This is a genomic window from Pseudomonas sp. 1928-m, assembly GCF_029269135.1.
Classification (GTDB): domain Bacteria; phylum Pseudomonadota; class Gammaproteobacteria; order Pseudomonadales; family Pseudomonadaceae; genus Aquipseudomonas.
The window spans coordinates 262,069-283,336 of sequence record NZ_JARIXO010000006.1 but is presented as its reverse complement, the minus strand read 5'-3'; the positions used below and the strand labels follow the sequence as shown (position 1 = coordinate 283,336).

Sequence of the window (21,268 nt, the reverse complement as noted above, 5' to 3'; positions counted from 1 at the left end):
ATCCCGCTAGCTGTTTCGTTAGTCATAACAGCTTATTTACTGAACCTTAAAAACAAATTGTTTAGGTTCTTGATTTGGATTGGGCTACTAGCATCCACGGCATCAATTGGGTGGTTCCTTCTTCACATAGCAAACCCGTATGGAACCGAAGTGACAATTGCCATTTATTTAATAGCCGCATTAATTATTGCTTGGCTACAATTCAGGAATCATCGAGCAGCTCCTAACTAGTGGTTCAAGCCGCTCGCTTCGCTCACTCGGGACCGGCTAAAGCCGGCCCCTTAACCAAACGTTAGGCGCACAATCTGCGACGGAACAATCAGCATGAATCCAGAAACATCGGAACTTGTAATAGAGTTCGCTAAAACGCTTATTAATGCAATGCTGAGTATAACGCCAGACTGGCAACGTGCGTTTTTCCGTTTTGAGGTATCGGAAAATCATTATGGATCAAATGGTTCCTACACAACATCTAATGCTGTAAGACTATTTGACCCTTTTAAATATGAAGAAATTTTTGACAGCGCTAACAAGATTGGAAATAAACTACGACAATTAACACCAAAAGACGGACAACAGTTTTGCGTATGCTTATTAGTCGTCGACTCTGAATTCAACTACGAAGTAAAATACGAATATCAAGATCGATATAAGTGGCAAATATCAAAATTAGACGGCGGCAGCGGCATTCCTGTTGGTCTTTGATTACGTAAACCAGTGTTTCTTTATATATTGCAAATCTAAAGAGTACAATCAGATACCACTGCATGATTAATGAATCCATTCAACTCAAAAACATTGCCGGCTGTCGTGGTGCACACTATCTGCATTGCCAGGCTCAAGCCCGTGCCTAACAGGTGGTTCAAACCGTTCGCTTCGCTCACTGGGACGGGCTAAGGCCCGCCCCTTAACCAAACGTTAGGCACACAAAGCAAAGGAATGCGGGCGCATGGAAAATCGCGGAATCAATAGTTCAAAACCGTATTTTTCTTATGAAAGGAATTTTGCGTATTTGAAATCGCGGGCGGGGCAAAAAATCTTTGTTACGCAATTGCCTTGCACGCCAGTCATGACATCGAACTGGCGCTGAGGTGCTCCAAAATCGCCAAGCAGAAAAAGCACATGAAACAGCACAACAGCACAACAGCACAACAGCATGAAAAAGCCATTTAAAACAAAAGCACTGTTGGCTATCGTGGTGCAGCAACTTGCAGCGCTCGGCTCCAGTCCGCGCCTAACAAGTGGTTCAAAACGCTCGCTCCGCTCGCTGGGACGGGCTAAAGCCCGCCCCTTAACCAAACGTTAGCCACCATGAATTATGATCTGAGTCTACTCAAAGCAGCAAATTCCGTTGGCCTGTGTAGCGCCTACTACAAGCTATGTAACGATCATCCATTCATCTCTGGCTCTGGCAGCAAGAAAATTCCTTTTAAGGAAATTCTCGCGGCAGCGGAAGGAATAATCAATCTTTCGAAACTTCGCGGGCCGGGCACAGTTTTTCAAGTTGGCCGCCTACCAGAAGGCGTCTCATTAAATATAATTATTCAATCTGGCGGCACGGTCGAAACAGACATTATTATTCAGCATCCGCAAAAGGAATATAGAGCAACTTTTGCAATACTTTCCAACGAAACATTGAAATACGCGGGGTTATCAGCACCTAACCCCGCGTATCCGCGTCCTATCTGTGCATCTGCTAAAGAAATGATCATTGTATTTGCACGACTGCAAGAGTTAACTATTTCACTAGCAAAGGCCGCCCTAAATGTCGGCTAACAACTGGTTCAAACCGTTCGCTTCGCTCACTGGGACGGGCTAAAGCCCGCCTCTTAACCAAACGTTAGGCACACAAAGCAAAGGAATGCGGGCGCATGGAAAATCGCGGAATCAATAGTTCAAAACCGTGTGTGTCTCATGGAAGGAATTTTGCGCATTTGAAATCGCGGGCGGCGCAAAAAATCTTGGTTCCGCTATTACCTTGCACGCCAGTCATGACATCGAACTGGCGCTGAGGCGCTCCAAAATTGCCGAGCAGAAAAGCCCATGAAACAGCACAACAGCATGAAAAAGCCATTTAAAGCAAAAGCACTGTTGTCTATCGTGGTGCAACCACTTGCAACGCCCGGCTTTAGTCCGCGCCTAACAAGTGGTTCAAAACGCTCGCTTCGCTCACTGGGACGGGCTAAAGCCCGCCCCTTAACCAAACGTTAGGTTCCACGCATGTGCTACATGACCGTAATGAGTACAAGTTCAGAACTCGACCTAGAGGAGTTCAATACAAACGATTTAATTTTTAGCCGGGATATGCCAGGAGTTCCAGAGCAAAAGTTTCTCATGTATCCCAATAAGTGGTACATAGGGTCACAACATGGCTGCAGCTGCGGTTTTAGGCATTTAATGGCAGATAATTTTTCAGACTTAGGTTTCGCAGATCCCGTCGAATGGTACCAAGAAGATCCAGAAGATATAGAAGCAACAATCAAGCTTGTTAGAGTATTCAAGAAAATTGCGGCTTCTGGCAACAAGCTAGACTGCATAGATGCTTGGCTTAGCGACAAAGCAAATCTTCCTGTGCTATCTGAAAATATACTAGTAAATCTAAACACTATTCCAGAAACTGCATTTAGGCTCATAGAGAACTCTCGCCATGAGATCGTATGTTAAACCTAACTAGTGGTTCAAATCGTTCGCTTCGCTCACTGGGACGGGCTAAAGCCCGCCCCTTAACCAAACGTTAGGTGCAATCTTGCTAAACACTTCAACTGTTAAACAAGAGTCCGAAAATTACGTATTGTCTAAAGGCGGAAATGTCTGCGACTGGCTTCCGTCATTATGCATCGAAGAAATTTCTCTACGTGATTCAGCAACGGTTGCAGCCAGAGCGTTGGTTCTTAACATTATTGTAAATATTTCGTTCAGCGCTCCAATAGCAATTGCGCGTAGATGGCTGATCGAAAATGATCTAATGGGCTCGCTAACCTCAGAAGAAAAGAAAATAATTGAGAGTGAGGCAGAACCAAGCGAGGAAACTAAAAATCTCCTCAGGTGGAACATTGAAAGCCTTTGGGCAGCAGCTTGGGTTGGTGGTTTGGTCAATGATTTATTGCCAATTCAAGGAGTATCAAATTCACTTGCGTCATGCTTTCCTAGTCTGCAAAACAATGAGGGCGCGAGTACGTTTTATAAAGAATTTAAACTTCGTAGCCAGGATGATATATATAAAAAACTAGATTTATTCTATCGATCTCATTGGCATGCGCGTAACTGTCATCTGGAAGGTAAAGATCCCGCACCTTTCCACCTAGGAGTCGTTCAACAACGCAGGCATCTTTTGGAATGGGTATTACATTGTGAAACGCCATGGAATGACGTCGATCTGAGCACCTAACTAGTGGTTCAAACCGTTCGCTTCGCTCACTGGGACGGGCTAAAGCCCGCACCTTAACCATACGTTAGGCCCAAAGCAGATATGTGCTCAAGATTAATATCTGAGTTATTCAAAGCGTTCAGCGAAGAAACTGCCCGTGCGCCATTAATTACTTTACGCGCCGGAAATGCGATTGACGAATACGCGGCAGCAATGCCATTTGATACTAAGCAAGACCAGATCTCCGATGAGTATTTTGAGAGCTTCCATTGGGGCATCAGCTACCTAGACCCTGATTCTTGGCGGCACTATCTGCCACATTTGTTCAAGTATGCTTTGCATCGGCTGCATGAGGGCAGTGTTGTCACAGATGCTCTGCTTAGCTCGCTACGCCCACCAGATCGTTCCCCAGCAAGGCTAGGGTCACTCTCTACTGAGCAAGAAAAGGCTATAAGAGAAGCAATTGAACACTTGGCATTTGCTAAAGACTCAGCACAGTCCGAGCTAGCGTGCCAGGTTCTTGAGGAATGGTGGTTACCTAATGCTATTTACAGGCCAATTACCAAGTGAGCCTAACAACTGGTTCAAACCGTTCGCTTCGCTCACTGGGACGGGCTAAAGCCCGCCCCTTAACCAAACGTTAGGGAAATCAATGAAATCTCCAGCGCTATATAAACTCACGCGCGGATATGTTCCATACGCTTTTGGGCCAATTCTGTTAATCCTAGGAATTGTTGCTCTATCAACGTCTTGGGCGAGTGCTCTAGGCGTAGGTGTTTTCTATATTGTTATATTTTTCTACTTCATCACTCTTCAACTTGTGATTTTCATATTACCAATCAAGAGCAAGGTAGCTTTCCATCTCTATTGTCTCGTCACCACGCTAGTGAATTTATTCATCACACCTGCTATTATTATTCGTCTCTTATAAGTGCTAATGCGCAAATCCCCCTAACCATTGGTTCAAACCGTTCGCTTCGCTCACTGGGACGGGCTAAAGCCCGCCCCTTAACCATACGTTATAAGCTTTCAGAGATAAACCTTTGGAATTCATAAAAGAATACTGGTTCAACACACTAATAATTGCATACATGCTGTATATGGGCTTTATTGTTATAAAGCGCGGAGGCATCAAAAATGCCGCGCTCGGCAGCAAAGTAATAAGAACCCACGGCGCAATCCTTGGTGAGAAAAATTTTGGGCTTTCTAAGACAATGAAAATACACACTGTAACCGAATCAGGCAGTGAGAAAATATGTTTAGAGATTTCGAATAAATCAATTCTTGGCTGGTCTATGCAGCCATTTACGATGTCAAAACACGAAGCACAAAATTTAATTAATCATTTAGAAAAAGCAATCGGCGGCAAAAGCTTATAACAATTGGTTCAAACCGCTCGCTTCGCTCACTGGGACGGGCTAAAGCCCGTCCCTTAACCAAACGTTAGGTAACAACATGCTCCGAAACCTAATCTCTCGCCTATTCAGCACAAAGCGCGAAGAAAAAATTCCATCTCAAGAGTCATGGTCAGTAACAACCGCGACTTTAGGCGAAGAGTCTTTAATAATTAGGTTTCGCGTTAATGCGCCTGAGCAATTAGGTAAAGCTCGCTTCCCTAATGTCGTTGCTATTAGCTGGGGGTTTGAGTCTCTATCGCCAACAACTCAAGAGGCTATGAGCAACCTAGAAGATACACTTACAGATGCCGTTGAAAAGCAAAATAAAGCATATTTAACAGCCATCGTAACTGGCCCAGATTCACGTGAGTGGCAGTACTATTCAACAAGCCATGATGATTTTATGACTATTCTCAATGAGTCTTTGTCGCACCTACCAGCATTCCCTATAAAAATCTCATCATTTAGTGATCCTGAATGGGATGCATATTCACGGTTAGCAGGCAGTGATTTGTCACCTAACTAGTGGTTCAAAACGTTCGCTCCGCTCACTGGGACGGGCTAAAGCCCGCCCCTTAACCAAACGTTAGGAGTAGCTCTTGGTTAACCCTGAGCCATTCGTCACTACTCTCATTGGAAAAACCGTCTCCCATGCTTGGAATGGTCACGGCTCCGCAATTTTCATTGAGTTTGGAAAACTTACCGACACAACAAAACTCAGTGGCAGCCAAGGAAATCCAGAAGGTGAACTGACACTCATGATTGAGTGGAGTTGGCGGATAGAGAAGAAGCACTCAATTCTCGGCGGCTCTTGGAGCAGTGAAAAACGTTGGCCGGGTTTCCTTAAGAAAATCGTTGGCTCGTCGGTAACCGCTGTAGAGATATTCGGCCATCTTCCAGAAATATCGGTTTCTTTATCGAATGGGCTGCGGTTAACTTCATTCATGACTGCTGAGGGGCAACCTGCTTGGTCACTACTCACAAGAAGTCCTTTTATCGGTCACTTAGTGGTTGAACGGGGCAGGTTAAAAATCGATAACCGCCACTCCTAACAAATGGTTCAAACCGTTCGCTTCGCTCTCTGGGACGGGCTAAAGCCCGCCCCTTAACCAAACGTTAGGCACACAAAGCAAAGGACTGCGTACGCATGGGAAATCGCGGAATCAATAGTTCAAAACCGTGTGTTTCTTATGAAAGAAAATTGGAGTATTTGAAATCGCAGGCGGGGCAAAAATCTTGGTTCCGCAACTGCCCTACACGCCAGTCATTACATCGGGCTGACGCTGAGGCGCACCAAAATCGCCAAGCAGAAAAAGCACATGAAACAGCACAACAGCATGAAAAAGCCATTTAAAGCAAAAGCACTGTTGGCTATCGTGGTGCAACCACTTGCAACGCCCGGCTCAAGTCCGCGCCTAACAAGTGGTTCAAAACGCTCGCTGCGCTCACTGGGACGGGCTAAAGCCCGCCCCTTAACCAAACGTTATATTCGCTAAAGGGAATTAGTGCGCGTGAGTCAAAACGAAATAACACTAGAGAAACCTTTGTTCTACAACAATCCTTTCGGATTAAGATTTGAGATTGGCCCAACTGAAATTGGCGCTTGGGTCAACCGCGAAAAACGTAAATTTAATGAAAAATACTTTGACGCCGCCCTAGAAAGGGCGCAACGAATATTTGATACAGCGTTTTCACCCTTAGATGACATATCAATTGTCTATCAAATATTTTCTGACGGCAGGCGGAAAGTAAAGAAAAATGACTACATCCTCCGCCAAATAAACACTATTATCACAAATGAAATTTTATTCTCTAAGCATAGAGAAATATATTCTGAAAATCTAAATTATAAGTGCCAACACTGGCACCGGGTTACCGTATCCGGCCTGAAAACCGAAAATGTTAATATCAACAAAATTTTGTTGAGTTTAGTAAACACAGACTTTGGCGTAAGATCACCATCAGTTGGCGGCGAGTGTTATTTTATAAACCACACCAAAAGTCTTGTACTTAACCTCTACGACGACCGAGGCATGGATGTAGTCGCCCTAAAATTAGAAACACTGCTACCTTTATATAAAACTCACACCGAATGGCTACTGAGCTACGATAGAGAACACATAGATGAGGTGTTCTCGCAAATATAACAACTGGTTCAAATCGCTCGCTTCGCTCACTGGGACGGGCTAAAGCCCGCCCCTTAACCAAACGTTAGCAGAACAAGGCATAAATATGATTGACTTCAACAATAAAGGCTTTTTCAAACTCAAGCAAAATAGTGAGTATGCTGAAAAAGTCACCACGCTTCTGCTAGAAAACGAAAAAATCATTGACTCATACAAGTCCATGCGCGACGGCGTAGTTTTCACCAGCAAGAGAATAATCGCCGTAAATGTCCAAGGCATAACCGGCAGCAAAAAAGACTACACTTCAATCCCATATAAAAATATTGTTGCCTACTCCATAGAAACCTCAGGCACATTTGACCTCGACTCAGAATTAGAGATATACCTATCTTCCGTGGGCAAGGTGAAATTCGAATTCACTGGAAACACCGCTATAGTCGAAATATCAAAGCACATATCACAGCACCTACTTTAATATGCCGTGCTTCGTCTGCTAACAATAGGTTCAAACCGTTCGCTTCGCTCACTGGGACGGGCTAAAGCCCGCCCCTTAACCAAACGTTAGGTATCCAATGATCACCGGTTCCATATCTGCATCCGACTACCTCAATGCTCAGCGGCTACACAGAGCTAAATCAGTCCGTATCTACTATGCGGTATCTGTAGCAGCCATCGCAGTTGGAGTGATGAGCTTTTTCTTCTTCCAACAGAAATTAGGCTTCATTATCGGGAGTGCAGGTGTTGGTGGCGTAATTGGCGAACTCGTTATGTCAGTTTTCTATATTCCATGGAAAACCCGTCGCCTTTACAGTCAACAAAAAGATCTTTCATCACAATTTGTTTACACATGGAATAGTGAGTACCTTGAGGCCAAGGGCATCAGTGGGCACTCAAAGCGAAAATGGTCTGATTACTTAATGATCAAGGAAAGCGAGAGTATTTTCCTTCTCTACCAATGCGACCTCATATTTGAAATGCTTCCTAAAGCTTGGTTCAAAGATCAGGAACAAATCTCTGAATTTCGAAAATTTGCATTTCGATCAGTGGAAACCTAACTAGTGGTTCAAATCGCTCGCTTCGCTCACTGGGACGGGCTAAAGCCCGCCCCTTAACCAAACGTTAGGCAACCTCCGGAATAATTTTCCCGGTTGCATCACCCACAACAACGCGTCGCCAGTACGTTTTCCAGAGTTACTGGCATTATCAAAAGGAGTTGGTTTATGCCGGGCAGCGTAACAATTAACTTACCAATTCCGACATTATCATCGGCGGTGCACGCCTTTTCTTTCTGCGTTGCGGCGGCTACCGTGTCAGACCTGCCAGCTCAAATCGTTCGCTGCGCTCTCTGGGACGGGCTAAAGCCCGCCCCTTAGCCAAACGTTAGAGGTCAAAACATATAAATGCATCATGACCTAGAAGAATTCTGGAAAGATTTTTTATCCGCATCATTTAACTCAAGCGGCGGAGGGCCAGAATTAATTTTCCGTGGCGTTACAGATAAAAACCACACTTTAACGCCTTCTATTGGGCGACATCCACGGGAAAACACAGGAAATGACATTTCAGCTCTTGAAGATGATTTTATTGCAGAGTTCAAAAGATTATCCATCCCAGAGCTAGAAGCAATACCTAATAATGAATTGGAGTGGTTATTCCTAGCTCAGCACTATGGACTTCCAACGCGACTTCTCGACTGGTCAACGAATCCTCTAGTAGCATTATTCTTTGCTGCTGAAAAAGAAGATGATAAAGACGGCGCCATATACATGGTGTCAAGAATGGTTACAGACCAGTACGAGTTATTTGACTTTAGAACGGCGGACTACACTGCCGAGCGAAGAAAAGAGCCTGCAGGCATATTTGCAATCCAGCCAACTCAAGGCGAGGTTATTTTTGTACGCCCAAAATACAAAGATCGCCGCTACCAAAACCAAAAATCCGTATTTTCTTGTCCGCGAGATCCCTACACACCATTACAACTAGACGGAATGCGCTGCATCGAATTTGACAAGAACCTAAAGCCAAGATTAAGGGAACGTCTAAAAAAAATGGGCGTATCTACATCTTTTATTTACCCTGGTCTCGGCGGCATTGCATCTGAAGTCAAGAGTTTAAAGTATGACCCCGTGCAGTCTGGAAGAACCAAGATCATCACGATGAGATGCGAAATTAAAATATGACCTCTAACAACTGGTTCAAGTCGCTTGCTTCGCTCACTCGGGACCGGTTAAAGCCGGCCCCTTAACCAAACGTTAGGTTTTAAAGGTACATCTGCGTGGAACCAGAAGAACTAACATTACCCAGCGATGGGAATTGTCAGTGGGCCGGCATGGGCGACTATGTACTGATTTCCCCTGATGCTAACCACCGTGCATCTCTCTTGTATGCCGGCGAGCCCCCTCATGGTGACTCCTACCATAAGCTTACTGTTGATGGTAAAAGGTTCCCGGGCTATGCATGGGGTTGCCTTTTTGCCTACTCGAAAGACTCGCGTTATCTAGCTCTGAGTTGGATGGAGAAATTAGTTGAGCGGAAAACGGTTGTCATTGATTTAGAATCCATAAAATACTTTGTACTGCCAGAGTACATTCACAGCTTTAACTTAGTTTGGCCTGCGTTGCACTCCACCTCACAAGAGACAAAGTACGAGTTCGACGGAAGTGAGACTTGGATAGTGTATTAAAACCTAACAACTGGTTCAAGCCGTTCGCTTCGCTCACTCGGGACCGGCTAAAGCCGGCCCCTTAACCAAACGTTAGCTACCAGCCATGACACCTACAATACTCAACCATATCGCCGTAGAGGTTGCGCCATATAGGGCAAAAATGTATCGCGCCATGCTTGTGTGCGGCGTTCTACTAGGCGCTGTGCTTTTCGTTTCTTACATATTTAAAGCGCATAACAACTATATTTCTATAACAGCATGGGGCTCGGCAATCACGCTCGGCTGGTTCAGTCTATTAACATCAGTTATTCAGTGGCATCACAAGAGACCAGAAAAGCCAGAGTTAGGTTTTCTAAAAAGGCTCAAATACACTTGGCTAAAAATAATTGCATGGTTCCACTGCATCATAATATCAATTTCATCACTACTGCTTTCCTATGTTACTTTCGCATCTCTCTTCAATATCCTTTTCGGTTATGGCAGCTAACAACTCGCTTCGCTCACTGGGACGGGCTAAAGCCCGCCCTTTAACCAAACGTTAGCCGCTGCGGAGAAAGTGATGCAGCACCGCATAACCGACAGCAACAATCTAGCTAACGCTGAAGCACTCTTGGCCAAAGGTGATGAGGTTGTTGTTCAATTTTCCGGAGCGTCATACTCAGAGAGTACGTTGCGACGACTCAACGAGCTTGCAAAGGTATATAAAAATCTGATTGAAATTAGGTTTTATGGGCATTACAGCTCGTCATTCGACTTTAGCACGCTTAAGCAGGTAGAAAATGTCACTAATCTTTCTATAGACTGCCTTTTAAATGCATCAAATTTTGAAGAACTTAATGAACTTCATTCGCTGGATCGATTAAGCCTTGGAGTCTACAAAGAATTGCCCGAAGATATTCTCTCGTATCCATCGTTAGAAAATCTTGGTTCTTTAACGGTCTCGGAAAGCAAGCAAAGGAAGGTAAATCTTTCATATCTATCTAGATTTCATCGGCTTCACGATCTATACCTTGTCGGGCATACCCGTCTCATTGAGACCGTTGGTCTATTGTCGAGCTTGCAGAAGCTTTGCCTGTCCCAGATTGGAAGCATGCAGAAATTGAATTTTTTGAACTCCCTTGAAGGGCTTAAAAGTTAACCGTTATCTTGGGCGGGAGAGAAAACCTGAATGAGGTATTCAGCCAATCAATCGAAGAACTTGAAGTTATTCGTGTCAGGGGCATTTCTGAGTTAGTTTCAGGAAACTTTCCTAGACTCAAGCGTTTGAGAATAGAAGATCAAATTCGGCTTACAGAGCTTTCATTTGGCAGTGAAAGCGAAAATTACAGAGCATCTATATAGGCAATTGCAAGGAGTTAGCCTCGTTACGTGGGCTATCCAAATTAGCCTCTCTGGAACGGTTGCGAGTGTTCCAAACGAGTGTGGATTTTGACATGCTTGTTTCTGGAGCGCTTCCTCCAAGCCTCAGAGAGTTTGCGTTCTATAGCCGCTCGAGAAAAATGGACGTTGAAATTCATAAAAACTAGCTGCTATGGGCTATCCATCGGGAGGCAGCAGCTAACAATGCGCTCAAATCGCTCACTTCGTTCGCTGGGACCGGCTAAAGCCGGCCCCTTAGCTTAATCTCCGGAATAATTTTTCCGGTTGTATCACCAGCAACAACGCGTCGCCAGTACGTTTTCATATTTACTGACATTATCAAAAGGAGTTGGTTTATGCCGGACAACGTAACAATTAACTTACCAAATCCGACATTATCATCGGCGGTGTCTGCCTTTTCTTTCTGCGTTACGGCGGCTACCGTGCCAAGCCTAACAACTGGCTCAACCCGTTCGCCCCGCTCACTGGAACAGTCTAAATCCCGCCCCTTAATCAAACCTTCAATCACATCAAATATCCGTTTTATTACCGACATGACTCACACGCACTTCAATCACAATAGCCAAGACACAAAACACTTCAAGCCATGACCAAACAACAAGCGCCTATCCCTGCCCGTAAGACCTGCCAAATACTCGCAGGCCTATTGCTATCAATGCTACTGCTACCGCTTACCGGCTTGGCATCGCCCATAGGGGCGATTACCAAAATCCATGTACAAGAACAGGGGATCGGTCCGCAGTCTGAAGGCTGTACCACGTTCATGATCAGTCCAGCCCAGGTAAAGGCCTTCTTTTCGCGGGCAGTACTTATTTCATCGCGTCAGCAGCATGACTTTTTTCTCTACGGCCCCTGCACTGCGCGCGGCACGTTACAGAGCCGTTATGGCCAATGGCAGTGGGTTATCCGTAACCTGGGCACAGCTACCTTGACCGCAAGCAATGGCGACACATTCCTTTTGGGCGACCCAGGCCAGGAGTCGGATCTGTCTGGCGAGTAGCGCACAACAAACAATCCCCTCAAGCACCAACACCACCTCACCGCGCACTGTCACACGCCCTTGCTATGCTTTTGCCCGTCGATCACGCCCGTAGTTGCGTTGATCGCTGTTCTACCCCTTCCCTTTTATTTGCTGGAGGCCGCCATGGCTGGTTGGTATGAACTTACGAAGAACGATAAAGACCAGTTCTTTTTCGTGTTGAAGGCCGGTAATGCCGAGGTGATTTTGCGCAGTGAGCAGTACGAGACCCGCGCGGCTGCGGAAGGCGGCATTGCTTCGGTGCAGAAGAATGCGCCTGCCGATGAGCGCTACGAGCGCAAGGATGCCAGTGATGGCCGCTTTTACTTCAACCTCAAGGCGGCCAACCATCAGGTGATTGGCACCAGCCAGATGTACAAGGCTGCCGCTGGCCGTGAGACCGGTATTGAGTCGGTCAAGACCAATGGTCCGACCACAACCATCAAAACCAACGGCTAACCTTCAGGCACGTCAAGCAGCAGGCTGCACAACCCTGATAGATCTGCCCAGCCGGGCTGAAAATGCCGTCGCCAGCGGCGGCATGCCCTTGTGATACGCCAGGGGCCTAGGTAACGTGAGCGCACTTTTCAGGAGTGCCATGATGCGTTTCAGCCGCCCTTTTTACGTTGCCTTGTTGCCACTGCTCGCCAGTTGCCAGGTGTTTACCGACAAACCCGCCGAGCCGCTGATCCAGCAGACGCGCATGCAAGGCGAACTGAGCCTGAACGCGGGCCAGTTGCTGTTTCGCCCCTGCCAGGAACAACGTCAATTTATCCTCAAGGAAGACAGCGCCGCCGAGCTGAGCAGCGATGCCAGCACGCTATTCGCTGACGGCCACGCAACGCTGTATGTCGATATGCGCGGCCAGCTGCAGGCCAATGTGCAGAAAGGTGTCGATGGTCAGTTCGTGCCGAGCCAGGTGTACCGCGTACAGGCTGAAGGCCATGGCTGCACAGACATCAACTTCGCCCGCACCATCCTGCGCGCCAGCGGCCACGAGCCGGACTGGAATATCGCGGTAAGCAATCAGGGCCTGATCCTCAACCGCCCCGGCCAGGAGCCACAGGCGCTGCCTTACCTGGAAGAGCAATTGCCCGAAGGCCGTCTCAACCTTAGCAGCGAAGCCAACGGCCAACGCCTGGATCTGTGGGTCGCCCGCCAGCGCTGCGTCGACAGCATGAGTGGTGCGTTGCAGCACCTGAGTGCTGAATTACGCCTCAACGGCGAAGTCCTGCGGGGCTGTGCCTACCTGGGTGGCGCCCGCAACGACTGAGCCGTGGATACAGCGATCAATGCGCAGATAGCTGAGATAGATCAGCCGCTTGGTAGACGATTGGCCTAAGCTGCAAGGGAAGACAGCCAAAGGGATATCGTTATGCTGCGCATTGCTATCAATGGATATGGACGTATCGGTCGCTGCCTGGTGCGCGCGTTGTTCGAGCGCAAACTGGAGCAGCAGATCCACCTCACCGCGATCAATGATCTGGGTGAACAAAGCACCCTCGCCCACCTCACCCGCTTCGACTCCACCTTCGGCCGCTTCCCCGGGGAGATCAGCCTGGACGGCGATACCTTGCTGGTCAACGGCCACCCGATCCAGCTGTTGCGTGAGCGCGAAGTGAGCAATCTGCCCTGGCGTGAGCACGCGGTGGATCTGGTGCTCGAATGCACCGGCAAGCTGAAAAAACGCGCCCAGGTCGAACAGCACATCAGCGCCGGCAGCCCGCGCGTGTTGCTCTCGCACCCGCTGGACAGCGCCGACCTGACCGTGGTCTACGGCGTTAATCACCAATTACTGGGCGATCAGCAGATCGTTTCCAACGCCTCCTGCACCACCAACTGCCTGGCGCCGATGGCCAAGGTGTTGCACGAAGCCGTGGGCATTCGTCAGGGGCTGGTCAACACCATCCACTCCTACACCAATGACCAAAACCTGCTGGACAAAACCCACAGCGACCTCTACCGCGCCCGCGCCGCCGCCCTGTCGATGATCCCCACCAGCACCGGCGCGGCCAAGGCCATCGGCCTGGTGATGCCGGAGCTGATCGGCCGCCTGGATGGTTTGTCGATACGCGTACCCACGCCCAACGTCTCCTTGGTAGATCTGACCTTTACCAGCGAGCGCCCGACTAGCCGCGAAGCGATCAACGCCGCGCTGCAGGCCGGCGCTTTGCAGTTGCCGCCGGGGGTGATGGAGTGCAACGAGCTGGCGCTGGTGTCCAGCGACTTCAATGGCTACCCAGTCTCCTGCGTGGTCGACCTCAGCCACACCCGTGTGCAGGGCGACCTGGTCAAGGTTTTGGCCTGGTATGACAACGAATGGGCCTTCGCCAACCGCATGCTCGATGTGATGCTGGCCTGGGTAAAGCCTGAGGCGCGCTAGCGCTCAGCCATATGACAGGCCGCCGCCCGCTATCGGCGGCGGCCTTTAACCACAGATCAGGCGTATAATCGCCGCCTTTTAAAAGCTGCCGGGTTGCCTCCGGCCCTGAAAGTGGACCGCCCCTCATGCTTCGTATCACCGAACTCAAGCTGCCCCTCGATCATCCCGACGAAGCCCTGCGCCCGGCTATCATCCAGCGCCTGGGAATTGCCGACAGCGAGCTGCTTGGCTTCACCTTGTTCAAGCGCAGCTACGATGCGCGCAAAAAATCCACTGAGATGCACTTCATCTACACCATCGACTGCGAGCTGCGTGATGAAGCGTCATTGCTGGCCAAATTCAGCGATGACCGGCATATCAGCGTCACCCCGGACACCGCCTACAAACCAGTCGGCATGGCGCCCGAGAACCTCGCAGAGCGCCCGCTGGTCGTCGGTTTTGGTCCGTGCGGGATTTTCGCCGCGCTGATTCTCGCCCAGGCAGGCTTGAGGCCCATTGTGCTGGAGCGCGGCACCGAAGTGCGCCAGCGCACCAAGGACACCTGGGGCCTGTGGCGCAAGAACGTGCTCAACCCCGAATCCAACGTGCAGTTCGGCGAAGGCGGCGCCGGCACCTTCTCCGACGGCAAGCTGTACAGCCAGATCAAGGACCCCAAGCATTACGGGCGCAAGGTGCTGCATGAGTTCGTCAAGGCCGGCGCGCCGGACGAGATTCTCTATGTCAGCAAGCCGCATATCGGCACCTTCCGCCTTACCGGCGTGGTCGCCACCATGCGCGAAGAGATCAAAGCCCTGGGCGGCGAAGTACGCTTTCAGCAGCGGGTCAGCGATGTGCTGATCGAAAATGGTCAGCTCAAAGGTGTGGTGCTCGACAGTGGCGAGCAGATTCTCAGCCGTCAGGTGATCCTGGCCTTGGGCCACAGCTCGCGTGACACCTTCCGCATGCTGCACAAGCGCGAGGTGTTTATGGAGGCCAAGCCGTTCTCGGTGGGCTTTCGCATCGAGCACCCGCAAGGTCTGATCGACCGCGCACGCCTCGGTAAATACGCCGGCCACCCCAAGCTCGGTGCTGCGGATTACAAACTGGTGCACCACGCCAAGAACGGCCGCTCGGTCTACAGCTTCTGCATGTGCCCAGGCGGCACCGTGGTCGCCGCCACCTCGGAGCCGAACCGCGTGGTGACCAACGGCATGAGCCAGTACTCGCGTAATGAGCGCAACGCCAACGCCGGCATCGTCGTCGGCATTACCCCGGAGCAGGACTATCCAGGTGGTCCGCTGGCGGGCGTGGAACTGCAGGAGCGCCTGGAATCCCAGGCCTATCTGCTCGGCGGCAGCACCTACGAAGCACCGGGGCAACTAGTCGGCGACTTTATCGCGGGCAAGCCATCTACCGAGCTGGGCAGCGTCGAGCCGTCATACAAGCCGGGGATCAAGCTGGGCGACCTGGCCCTGGCGCTGCCGGACTTTGCCATCGAAGCCATCCGCGAAGCGCTGCCGGCCTTCGGCAAGCAGATCAAGGGTTTCGACCTGCATGACGCGGTACTGACCGGCATAGAAACCCGCACCTCCTCGCCACTGCGTATCACCCGCGGCGCGGATATGCAGAGCCTCAACGTTCGTGGTCTGTACCCGGCCGGGGAAGGCGCGGGTTACGCCGGCGGCATCCTCTCCGCCGGGGTGGATGGCATTCGCGTGGCCGAAGCGCTGATTCGCGAAATGCTGGGGATTGCCGAGCCAGCCTAAGCCAGCAACAGCACGCTGCCTGTAAACCAGGCAGCATGTGGACTACAGCTTGACCAACTCGACCCGGCGATTCTTCGCCCGCCCTTCTTCGCTGCGATTGTCCGCCACTGGCCGCTCCTGGCCAAAACCTGCGGCATTCAACCGCTGCTCCTCGATACCGGCGGCGACGATGGCGTTCATCACGCTCTGCGCACGCTGTTCGGACAACAGCTTGTTGGCCTCCGCATGGCCCTGACTGTCGGTATGGCCTTCGATGGCCAGGCGCAACGCCGGCGCGGCTTTCAGCATGCTGACGATCTCTGCCACGGTGGCCTGACCATCGGCCTTGAGCTCGGCTTTGCCGGTGTCGAAGTTGATATACAAAGCGATAAAGCCGTTGCGGTTGAGTTCATCGAGTAACTGATTGGCGCTGACCACCTGCTGCATGGCCGCCACTTCGACTATCACCAGCTTGTAGCTCTGGGTCGGTGCGCTGAAAATTTCCGGCTCCAGGCGCACCCACACCTCCTTACCACCGGTCGTGACCTTCAGTGTGGTTTCGCCGCCATCGCCATCCTGCGGCAGGCGCTCGTAAACCACTTCACCGCCAATCGACTTGATCGCGTTTTGGTAGTTGCGCAACAGCTGTAGCGGGCTCGGCTGGTTGTCTACCGCGTTGTGGAAATAGCGAATCTGCGTGGCATCACCTTCCACGCTCTGACGCTGCGGCACGCCGTCCTGGGTGCCGGTGGCGAACTGTGCGGCGTTGTAGTTCTGCTCGTACTCGACGATATGCGAGTTCGGGTAGCGGGACAGCAGCGAATGGTCCTTCGACCCTGCCGTATCATCGGCAGCCAACGCCGGCCCGCTCAACCCAACGACCGACCACAGCAGCATGTGCAAACAGCTGCGCACAATTCCCATGGCATTTCTCCTGCTGCATTCGGGGCGCGGCGTGCGCCCACCCACAGCAGTGACTCTAGACCAGCATGGTTTGGCCAGCTGCAGGCTAATGTCCGGGCGCAGGCAAGCGAGTGCAGTGCGCCGCGAAGCGTTGGAGCGGCGTTCGAGGCCGGCGTAGCTCTCAGTTCGACAAAACCAGCCTTGCGCAGCATCCCGGCAGAGGCGCGGGCTCTTCGCCTGAGTGGATGCTCTTGGCGTAAGCGAAGCGCTGATTCGCGCATCCTGAGTATTGCTGAACCCACCTAGAACAGACTGCCCTGCTTTTCAGGGCCAGCTCTCCTACAGCGCTGACAATAGCTTCTCCAGCCCCTGCTGCTGAAATTGCTCGCGGACAAAATCAATAAACACCCGAGTCTTCTGCGGCAGCAATTTCTGCCCGGCGAAATAGATCGAAATCGCCCCGGCGTCTACATGCCAATCCGCCAGTACGCGCTGCACCGTGCCCCGCCGCAGGTACGTTAGCGCATGCCCGGTGCTCACCAGAGCGATGCCCAAACCAGCTTCGGCAGCCACACAGGCAGCCTCTGGGTCGCTGAACGTCATGCGGGTTTTCATCTCCACGGAGGCCAGCAAGCCCTCTCGATTACGCAATATCCAAGGCCGCACGCGCCCGGTTTGTGGTGAGCGAATCAAGATGCCGGCGTGCTGGGGAAGATCAGCCGGTGAATCCAGTGGCGCAGCCTGTGCAAGGTACTGCGGCGCCGCCAGCAACACGCGATGTGCCGGCGCCAATTCGCGCGCCACAACACCTTGGGGAATATCAAATCCGCCGCCAATCGCGGCATCAAAACCTTCGGCGACCAGATCAACCTGACGGTTATCAAAATGCCAATCCGGCATGATGCGCGGATAGCGCCGCAGGAACTCGCCCAATAGCGGCACCATATACTCGCGACCGAACGACAACCCCATGCTCACCTTCAAGGTGCCAGCCGGCTGGCTGCGCAGGCTGGTGAGGTTGCCCATGGCCAATTGCAGAGCACTCAAGCCCCCCGCCGCATCAGCCAGAAAATACTCCCCCGCCTCGGTAAGGCTGAGCTTGCGCGTACTGCGGTGAAACAGCCGCACATCCAGGCTGGTTTCTAGCCGCGCCACATTCTTGCCGACCGCGGCCGGGGTCAGCCCCAAGCGCCGCGCCGCCTCAGCAAAGCTGCCGGCCTGAGCGCTGCGAATAAAGCATTCGATGCAATTTAGGGTGTCCATCGGCGGTTCCTGGCGTCGGCATTCGATAGTATCTGGATCGAAAGCATATGCGCATTACTGGCTTATTAGAAACCAATCCGTAGCAGATACTCACTCCAACACCAAGAAGTACCCAGACACCCACTTACTTGTATGGAGATCGACATGACCAACACCACCCTGCCCCTCAGTAACAAAGTTGCCTTTATCCAAGGCGGTTCCCGTGGCATTGGCGCCGCCATCGCCAAACGCCTGGCTCGTGAAGGTGCCGCTGTTGCCCTGAGCTACAGCCAAAGCGCTCAGCACGCCGAAGCACTGGTACAGGAAATCCAGGCGGCCGGCGGCAAAGCCCTGGCCATCCAGGCCGACAGTGCCAGTGAAAGCGCTATTCGCGGCGCCATTCAGCAAACCCTGAGCACCTTTGGCCAACTGGATATTCTGGTCAATAACGCCGGCGTACTGGCTATCGCACCGATTGAACAGATGAGTATCGAAGACATCGACCGCACGCTGTCGATCAACGTACGCAGCGTAGTGATCGCCAGCCAGGAAGCGGCCAAACACCTCAACGATGGCGGCCGCATCATCAACATCGGCAGCACCAATGCCGAGCGCATGCCCTTTGCCGGTGGCGCGGTGTATGCCATGAGCAAGGCCGCGCTGGTGGGTTTGACCAAGGGCCTGGCCCGCGACCTGGGCAGCCGTGGCATTACCGTAAACAACCTGCAACCAGGCCCGGTGGACACAGAGATGAACCCGGAAAACGGCGAGTTTGCTGACAGCCTGAAACAGCTTATGGCCATCAACCGCTACGGTCGTGCCGAAGAAATTGCCAGCTTCGTGGCCTATCTGGCGGGCCCGGAAGCCGGCTATATCACCGGTTCCAGCCTGATGATTGATGGTGGTTTTTCGGCCTGAAAAGCCAAACCACTCACAACTCCGGCGGCCAAGGCAGCCGGAGTTTTTAGCCTTGCAGGTAACGCACAGCAGTGTGCAGCCAGCCGTTACAGCCCAGCCGTGGGCAAGTCAGCGGGTAGCGCGACGCCGCGCTCGGCGCAATCGGCCACCATTGCGATTAACCCAGTCAGGTCGAAACCCTGGGCGCTAAGCCAGGCCTGATCGTAGTAAGTATCGGCATAGCGCTCGCCGCCATCGCAGAGAATCGCCACCACAGAGCCGGATTCCCCCGCCGCGACCATACGCTGCGCCACCAATAGTGCGCCAATCAGGTTGGTGCCGCTGGAGCCGCCCACTTTGCGGCCCAGGCGTTGCGCCAGGTAATGCATGGCAGCCAGGGACAAAGCATCCGGCACCTTGCACATGGCGTCGATCACCGACGGCAGAAAGGACGCCTCAACCCGTGGCCGGCCGATGCCTTCGATACGCGAGCCATGGCTCAGGCACAGGCTGGCATCACCCGTGCGGTAGTAATCGAAAAACACCGAACGCTCGGCATCGGCGCACAGCACCTGAGTGCTATGGCGGCGATAGCGCACATAACGCCCCAGCGTCGCCAAGGTGCCGCCGGTGCCGGGGCTGGAGACCAGCCAGCTCGGCTCAGGGAAACGCTCGCTGCGCAGCTGCTGGAAAATCGACTCGGCGATATTGTTGTTGGCGCGCCAGTCGGTGGCGCGCTCGGCGTAAGTGAACTGATCCATAAAATGCCCGCCGGCCTCGCGCGCCAGGCGCTCGGACTCGGCGTAGATCTGCGTTGGGTCCGTCACCAGATGGCTCTGGCCGCCGTAGAAGGCGATCTGCGCGATCTTCTCCTTCGAGGTGCTGGCCGGCATCACCGCGATAAACGGCAGCCCCAGCAAACGGGCGAAGTAGGCCTCGGAGATTGCCGTGGAACCGCTGGACGCCTCGATCACCGGCGCACCGGGCTTGAGCCAGCCGTTACACAGCGCGTAGAGAAACAGCGAACGCGCCAGACGGTGCTTGAGGCTGCCGGTGGGATGGCTGGACTCATCCTTGAAATACAGCTCAACGCCCGGCAACCCCGGCAGCGCCAGGGGAATCAGATGGGTGTCGGCGCTGCGCTGGAAATCCGCCTCAATGATACGGATCGCTTCACGCGCCCAGGTTCTTGAACTACTCATGCCTTGCTCCTCAATCCAGCACACCGGCCGGCACCACACGGGTCCCGCGCCACTGGCTTAGCAATACGCCAGCAAACACCAATCCCGCTGCCAGCATCTGCACAGCATTCAGGCTTTCGCCCAATAGCAGTATGGCGAACAGCAGGGTGAACACCGGGATCAGGTTGGTAAAGCCCGACGCCTGGCTGGCCGGCAAGCGGCTGACGCCGAAGTTGTAAAGCCCGTAAGCGCCCACCGTGACCAATATGCCCAGGTACGCCACCGCGCCCAGGCCCATTGGGCTGACGCTGGCTGGCAACGGCGCACTGAACAGTGCCAGGGGCAGAAAGAAAATAGTGCCGACAAAGGCCACCATGGCGGTCAGCAGAAAGGGCGAATAACGCGATGACAGGTGCTTGAGCAACAGGGTGTAACCCATGGCACAGAGCATCGCGAGAAGCTCGTAGAAGTTGCCGAGAATCGGGTTGCTGGCGTGCTCATCAGAGCTGCCGGCCAGGCTTAGCCATACGGCGCCGACCAAGGCCAGGAGAAACCCAGCCAGGGTGATGCGGCTGATCCGTTCGCGGAGAAAGATAAACGCGCCGACCGCCACCAGCAGCGGCAGCAAGGCCGTGACCATGCCAGCCTGTGCGGCGCTGGTGTGTTGCAGCGCCAGGGCTTCGAAGAGGAAATACAGACAGGGTTCGCAAGCCGCCAGGCCCAGCAGGTACTTCCAGTCGCCTGTGCGGTAATGCATCTGTCCGCGCCAGCGCCAGGCCAGCAGAAACACCAGGCTGCCGAGAGCCATACGACCGAAGATCACCCACAACGGCGGCAATTCGACAAAGGCCAGTTTCAGCGCAATAAAGGAACTGCCCCACAGCGCCATGGCGATCACCAGGCAGATCACCGCGATGCCTCTACCCTGCTCACGCATACCCAAGCCCCTGACTAAAGGCTGCAGTGTAGAGAGGCCAGTGCGGCG

Annotated in this window: 23 protein-coding genes; 18 read left to right on the top strand and 5 right to left on the bottom strand. The window is 52.2% G+C overall.

Translation table 11 applies throughout. The features are described 5' to 3' along the window. Window positions 1-324 precede the first annotated feature (324 nt). From P3C18_RS18225 to P3C18_RS18165, 13 genes are all read left to right on the top strand, one after another. Window positions 325-705: a hypothetical protein gene (locus P3C18_RS18225; RefSeq protein ID WP_275963212.1), complete on the top strand. Its 381-nt coding sequence runs from the start codon at window positions 325-327 to the stop codon at window positions 703-705. A gap of 606 nt (window positions 706-1,311) precedes the next feature. After that, the gene (locus P3C18_RS18220) at window positions 1,312-1,776 is read left to right on the top strand and encodes a hypothetical protein (RefSeq protein WP_275963211.1); all 465 of its coding nucleotides are present in this window, start codon (window positions 1,312-1,314) and stop codon (window positions 1,774-1,776) included. Between the two features lie 453 nt (window positions 1,777-2,229). Then, window positions 2,230-2,664 (top strand): hypothetical protein, encoded by a 435-nt coding sequence (locus tag P3C18_RS18215; RefSeq protein WP_275963210.1) that lies wholly within the window; start codon window positions 2,230-2,232, stop codon window positions 2,662-2,664. An 82-nt stretch (window positions 2,665-2,746) separates the two neighbouring features. Further along, the gene (locus tag P3C18_RS18210; RefSeq protein ID WP_275963209.1) at window positions 2,747-3,388 is read left to right on the top strand and encodes a DUF4272 domain-containing protein; all 642 of its coding nucleotides are present in this window, start codon (window positions 2,747-2,749) and stop codon (window positions 3,386-3,388) included. Window positions 3,389-4,410: 1,022 nt separating this feature from the next. Beyond that, window positions 4,411-4,746: a hypothetical protein gene (locus P3C18_RS18205; RefSeq protein ID WP_275963208.1), complete on the top strand. Its 336-nt coding sequence runs from the start codon at window positions 4,411-4,413 to the stop codon at window positions 4,744-4,746. Between the two features lie 76 nt (window positions 4,747-4,822). Next, window positions 4,823-5,290 (top strand): DUF695 domain-containing protein, encoded by a 468-nt coding sequence (locus P3C18_RS18200; protein ID WP_275963207.1) that lies wholly within the window; start codon window positions 4,823-4,825, stop codon window positions 5,288-5,290. A 73-nt stretch (window positions 5,291-5,363) separates the two neighbouring features. Then, the gene (locus P3C18_RS18195; protein ID WP_275963206.1) at window positions 5,364-5,816 is read left to right on the top strand and encodes a hypothetical protein; all 453 of its coding nucleotides are present in this window, start codon (window positions 5,364-5,366) and stop codon (window positions 5,814-5,816) included. Between the two features lie 267 nt (window positions 5,817-6,083). Further along, window positions 6,084-6,260 (top strand): hypothetical protein, encoded by a 177-nt coding sequence (locus P3C18_RS18190; RefSeq protein ID WP_275963205.1) that lies wholly within the window; start codon window positions 6,084-6,086, stop codon window positions 6,258-6,260. 15 nt (window positions 6,261-6,275) lie between these two features. Continuing rightward, window positions 6,276-6,911: a DUF3885 domain-containing protein gene (locus tag P3C18_RS18185; protein WP_275963204.1), complete on the top strand. Its 636-nt coding sequence runs from the start codon at window positions 6,276-6,278 to the stop codon at window positions 6,909-6,911. 85 nt (window positions 6,912-6,996) lie between these two features. Further along, a complete protein-coding gene (locus P3C18_RS18180) occupies window positions 6,997-7,365 on the top strand; it encodes a PH domain-containing protein (RefSeq protein ID WP_275963203.1) in 369 nt (122 codons plus the stop codon). A gap of 97 nt (window positions 7,366-7,462) precedes the next feature. Next, on the top strand, window positions 7,463-7,945 hold the full coding sequence (locus P3C18_RS18175) for a YcxB family protein (RefSeq protein WP_275963202.1): 483 nt from the start codon (window positions 7,463-7,465) through the stop codon (window positions 7,943-7,945). Window positions 7,946-8,290: 345 nt separating this feature from the next. Next, entirely contained in the window at window positions 8,291-9,070 is a 780-nt protein-coding gene (locus P3C18_RS18170; protein WP_275963201.1) for an FRG domain-containing protein, read from the top strand. Between the two features lie 1,044 nt (window positions 9,071-10,114). After that, on the top strand, window positions 10,115-10,693 hold the full coding sequence (locus tag P3C18_RS18165) for a hypothetical protein (RefSeq protein WP_275963200.1): 579 nt from the start codon (window positions 10,115-10,117) through the stop codon (window positions 10,691-10,693). Between the two features lie 462 nt (window positions 10,694-11,155). Here P3C18_RS18165 and P3C18_RS18160 read toward each other — a convergent pair whose 3' ends face one another. Continuing rightward, a complete protein-coding gene (locus P3C18_RS18160) occupies window positions 11,156-11,470 on the bottom strand; it encodes a hypothetical protein (protein WP_275963199.1) in 315 nt (104 codons plus the stop codon). Window positions 11,471-12,079: 609 nt separating this feature from the next. On the opposite strand from P3C18_RS18160, the gene P3C18_RS18155 reads away from it, so the two are divergent. From P3C18_RS18155 to P3C18_RS18140, 4 genes are all read left to right on the top strand, one after another. Continuing rightward, window positions 12,080-12,412, top strand: a complete 333-nt coding sequence (locus tag P3C18_RS18155; protein ID WP_275963198.1) for a YegP family protein — start codon at window positions 12,080-12,082, stop codon at window positions 12,410-12,412. 142 nt (window positions 12,413-12,554) lie between these two features. Continuing rightward, window positions 12,555-13,226, top strand: coding sequence for a hypothetical protein (locus tag P3C18_RS18150; RefSeq protein ID WP_275963197.1), 672 nt, complete (start codon window positions 12,555-12,557; stop codon window positions 13,224-13,226). 102 nt (window positions 13,227-13,328) lie between these two features. Continuing rightward, window positions 13,329-14,336, top strand: coding sequence for a type I glyceraldehyde-3-phosphate dehydrogenase (gap, locus tag P3C18_RS18145; RefSeq protein WP_275963196.1), 1,008 nt, complete (start codon window positions 13,329-13,331; stop codon window positions 14,334-14,336). A gap of 125 nt (window positions 14,337-14,461) precedes the next feature. Continuing rightward, complete coding sequence (locus P3C18_RS18140; protein ID WP_275963195.1) at window positions 14,462-16,081, top strand: NAD(P)/FAD-dependent oxidoreductase; 1,620 nt, start codon at window positions 14,462-14,464, stop codon at window positions 16,079-16,081. A 42-nt stretch (window positions 16,082-16,123) separates the two neighbouring features. Here P3C18_RS18140 and P3C18_RS18135 read toward each other — a convergent pair whose 3' ends face one another. Both P3C18_RS18135 and P3C18_RS18130 read right to left on the bottom strand, forming a co-directional pair. After that, a complete protein-coding gene (locus P3C18_RS18135) occupies window positions 16,124-16,984 on the bottom strand; it encodes an OmpA family protein (protein WP_275963193.1) in 861 nt (286 codons plus the stop codon). Window positions 16,985-17,302: 318 nt separating this feature from the next. Continuing rightward, complete coding sequence (locus P3C18_RS18130) at window positions 17,303-18,226, bottom strand: LysR family transcriptional regulator (protein WP_275963192.1); 924 nt, start codon at window positions 18,224-18,226, stop codon at window positions 17,303-17,305. A 144-nt stretch (window positions 18,227-18,370) separates the two neighbouring features. Between P3C18_RS18130 and P3C18_RS18125 the strand changes: the two genes are divergently transcribed. Then, window positions 18,371-19,123 (top strand): 3-oxoacyl-ACP reductase family protein, encoded by a 753-nt coding sequence (locus P3C18_RS18125; RefSeq protein WP_275963191.1) that lies wholly within the window; start codon window positions 18,371-18,373, stop codon window positions 19,121-19,123. A gap of 86 nt (window positions 19,124-19,209) precedes the next feature. On the opposite strand, the gene P3C18_RS18120 is transcribed toward P3C18_RS18125, so the two are convergent. Together P3C18_RS18120 and P3C18_RS18115 are read right to left on the bottom strand one after the other, a co-directional pair. Then, a complete protein-coding gene (locus tag P3C18_RS18120; protein WP_275963190.1) occupies window positions 19,210-20,304 on the bottom strand; it encodes a PLP-dependent cysteine synthase family protein in 1,095 nt (364 codons plus the stop codon). A gap of 10 nt (window positions 20,305-20,314) precedes the next feature. Continuing rightward, complete coding sequence (locus P3C18_RS18115; protein WP_275963189.1) at window positions 20,315-21,220, bottom strand: DMT family transporter; 906 nt, start codon at window positions 21,218-21,220, stop codon at window positions 20,315-20,317. Window positions 21,221-21,268 lie beyond the last annotated feature (48 nt).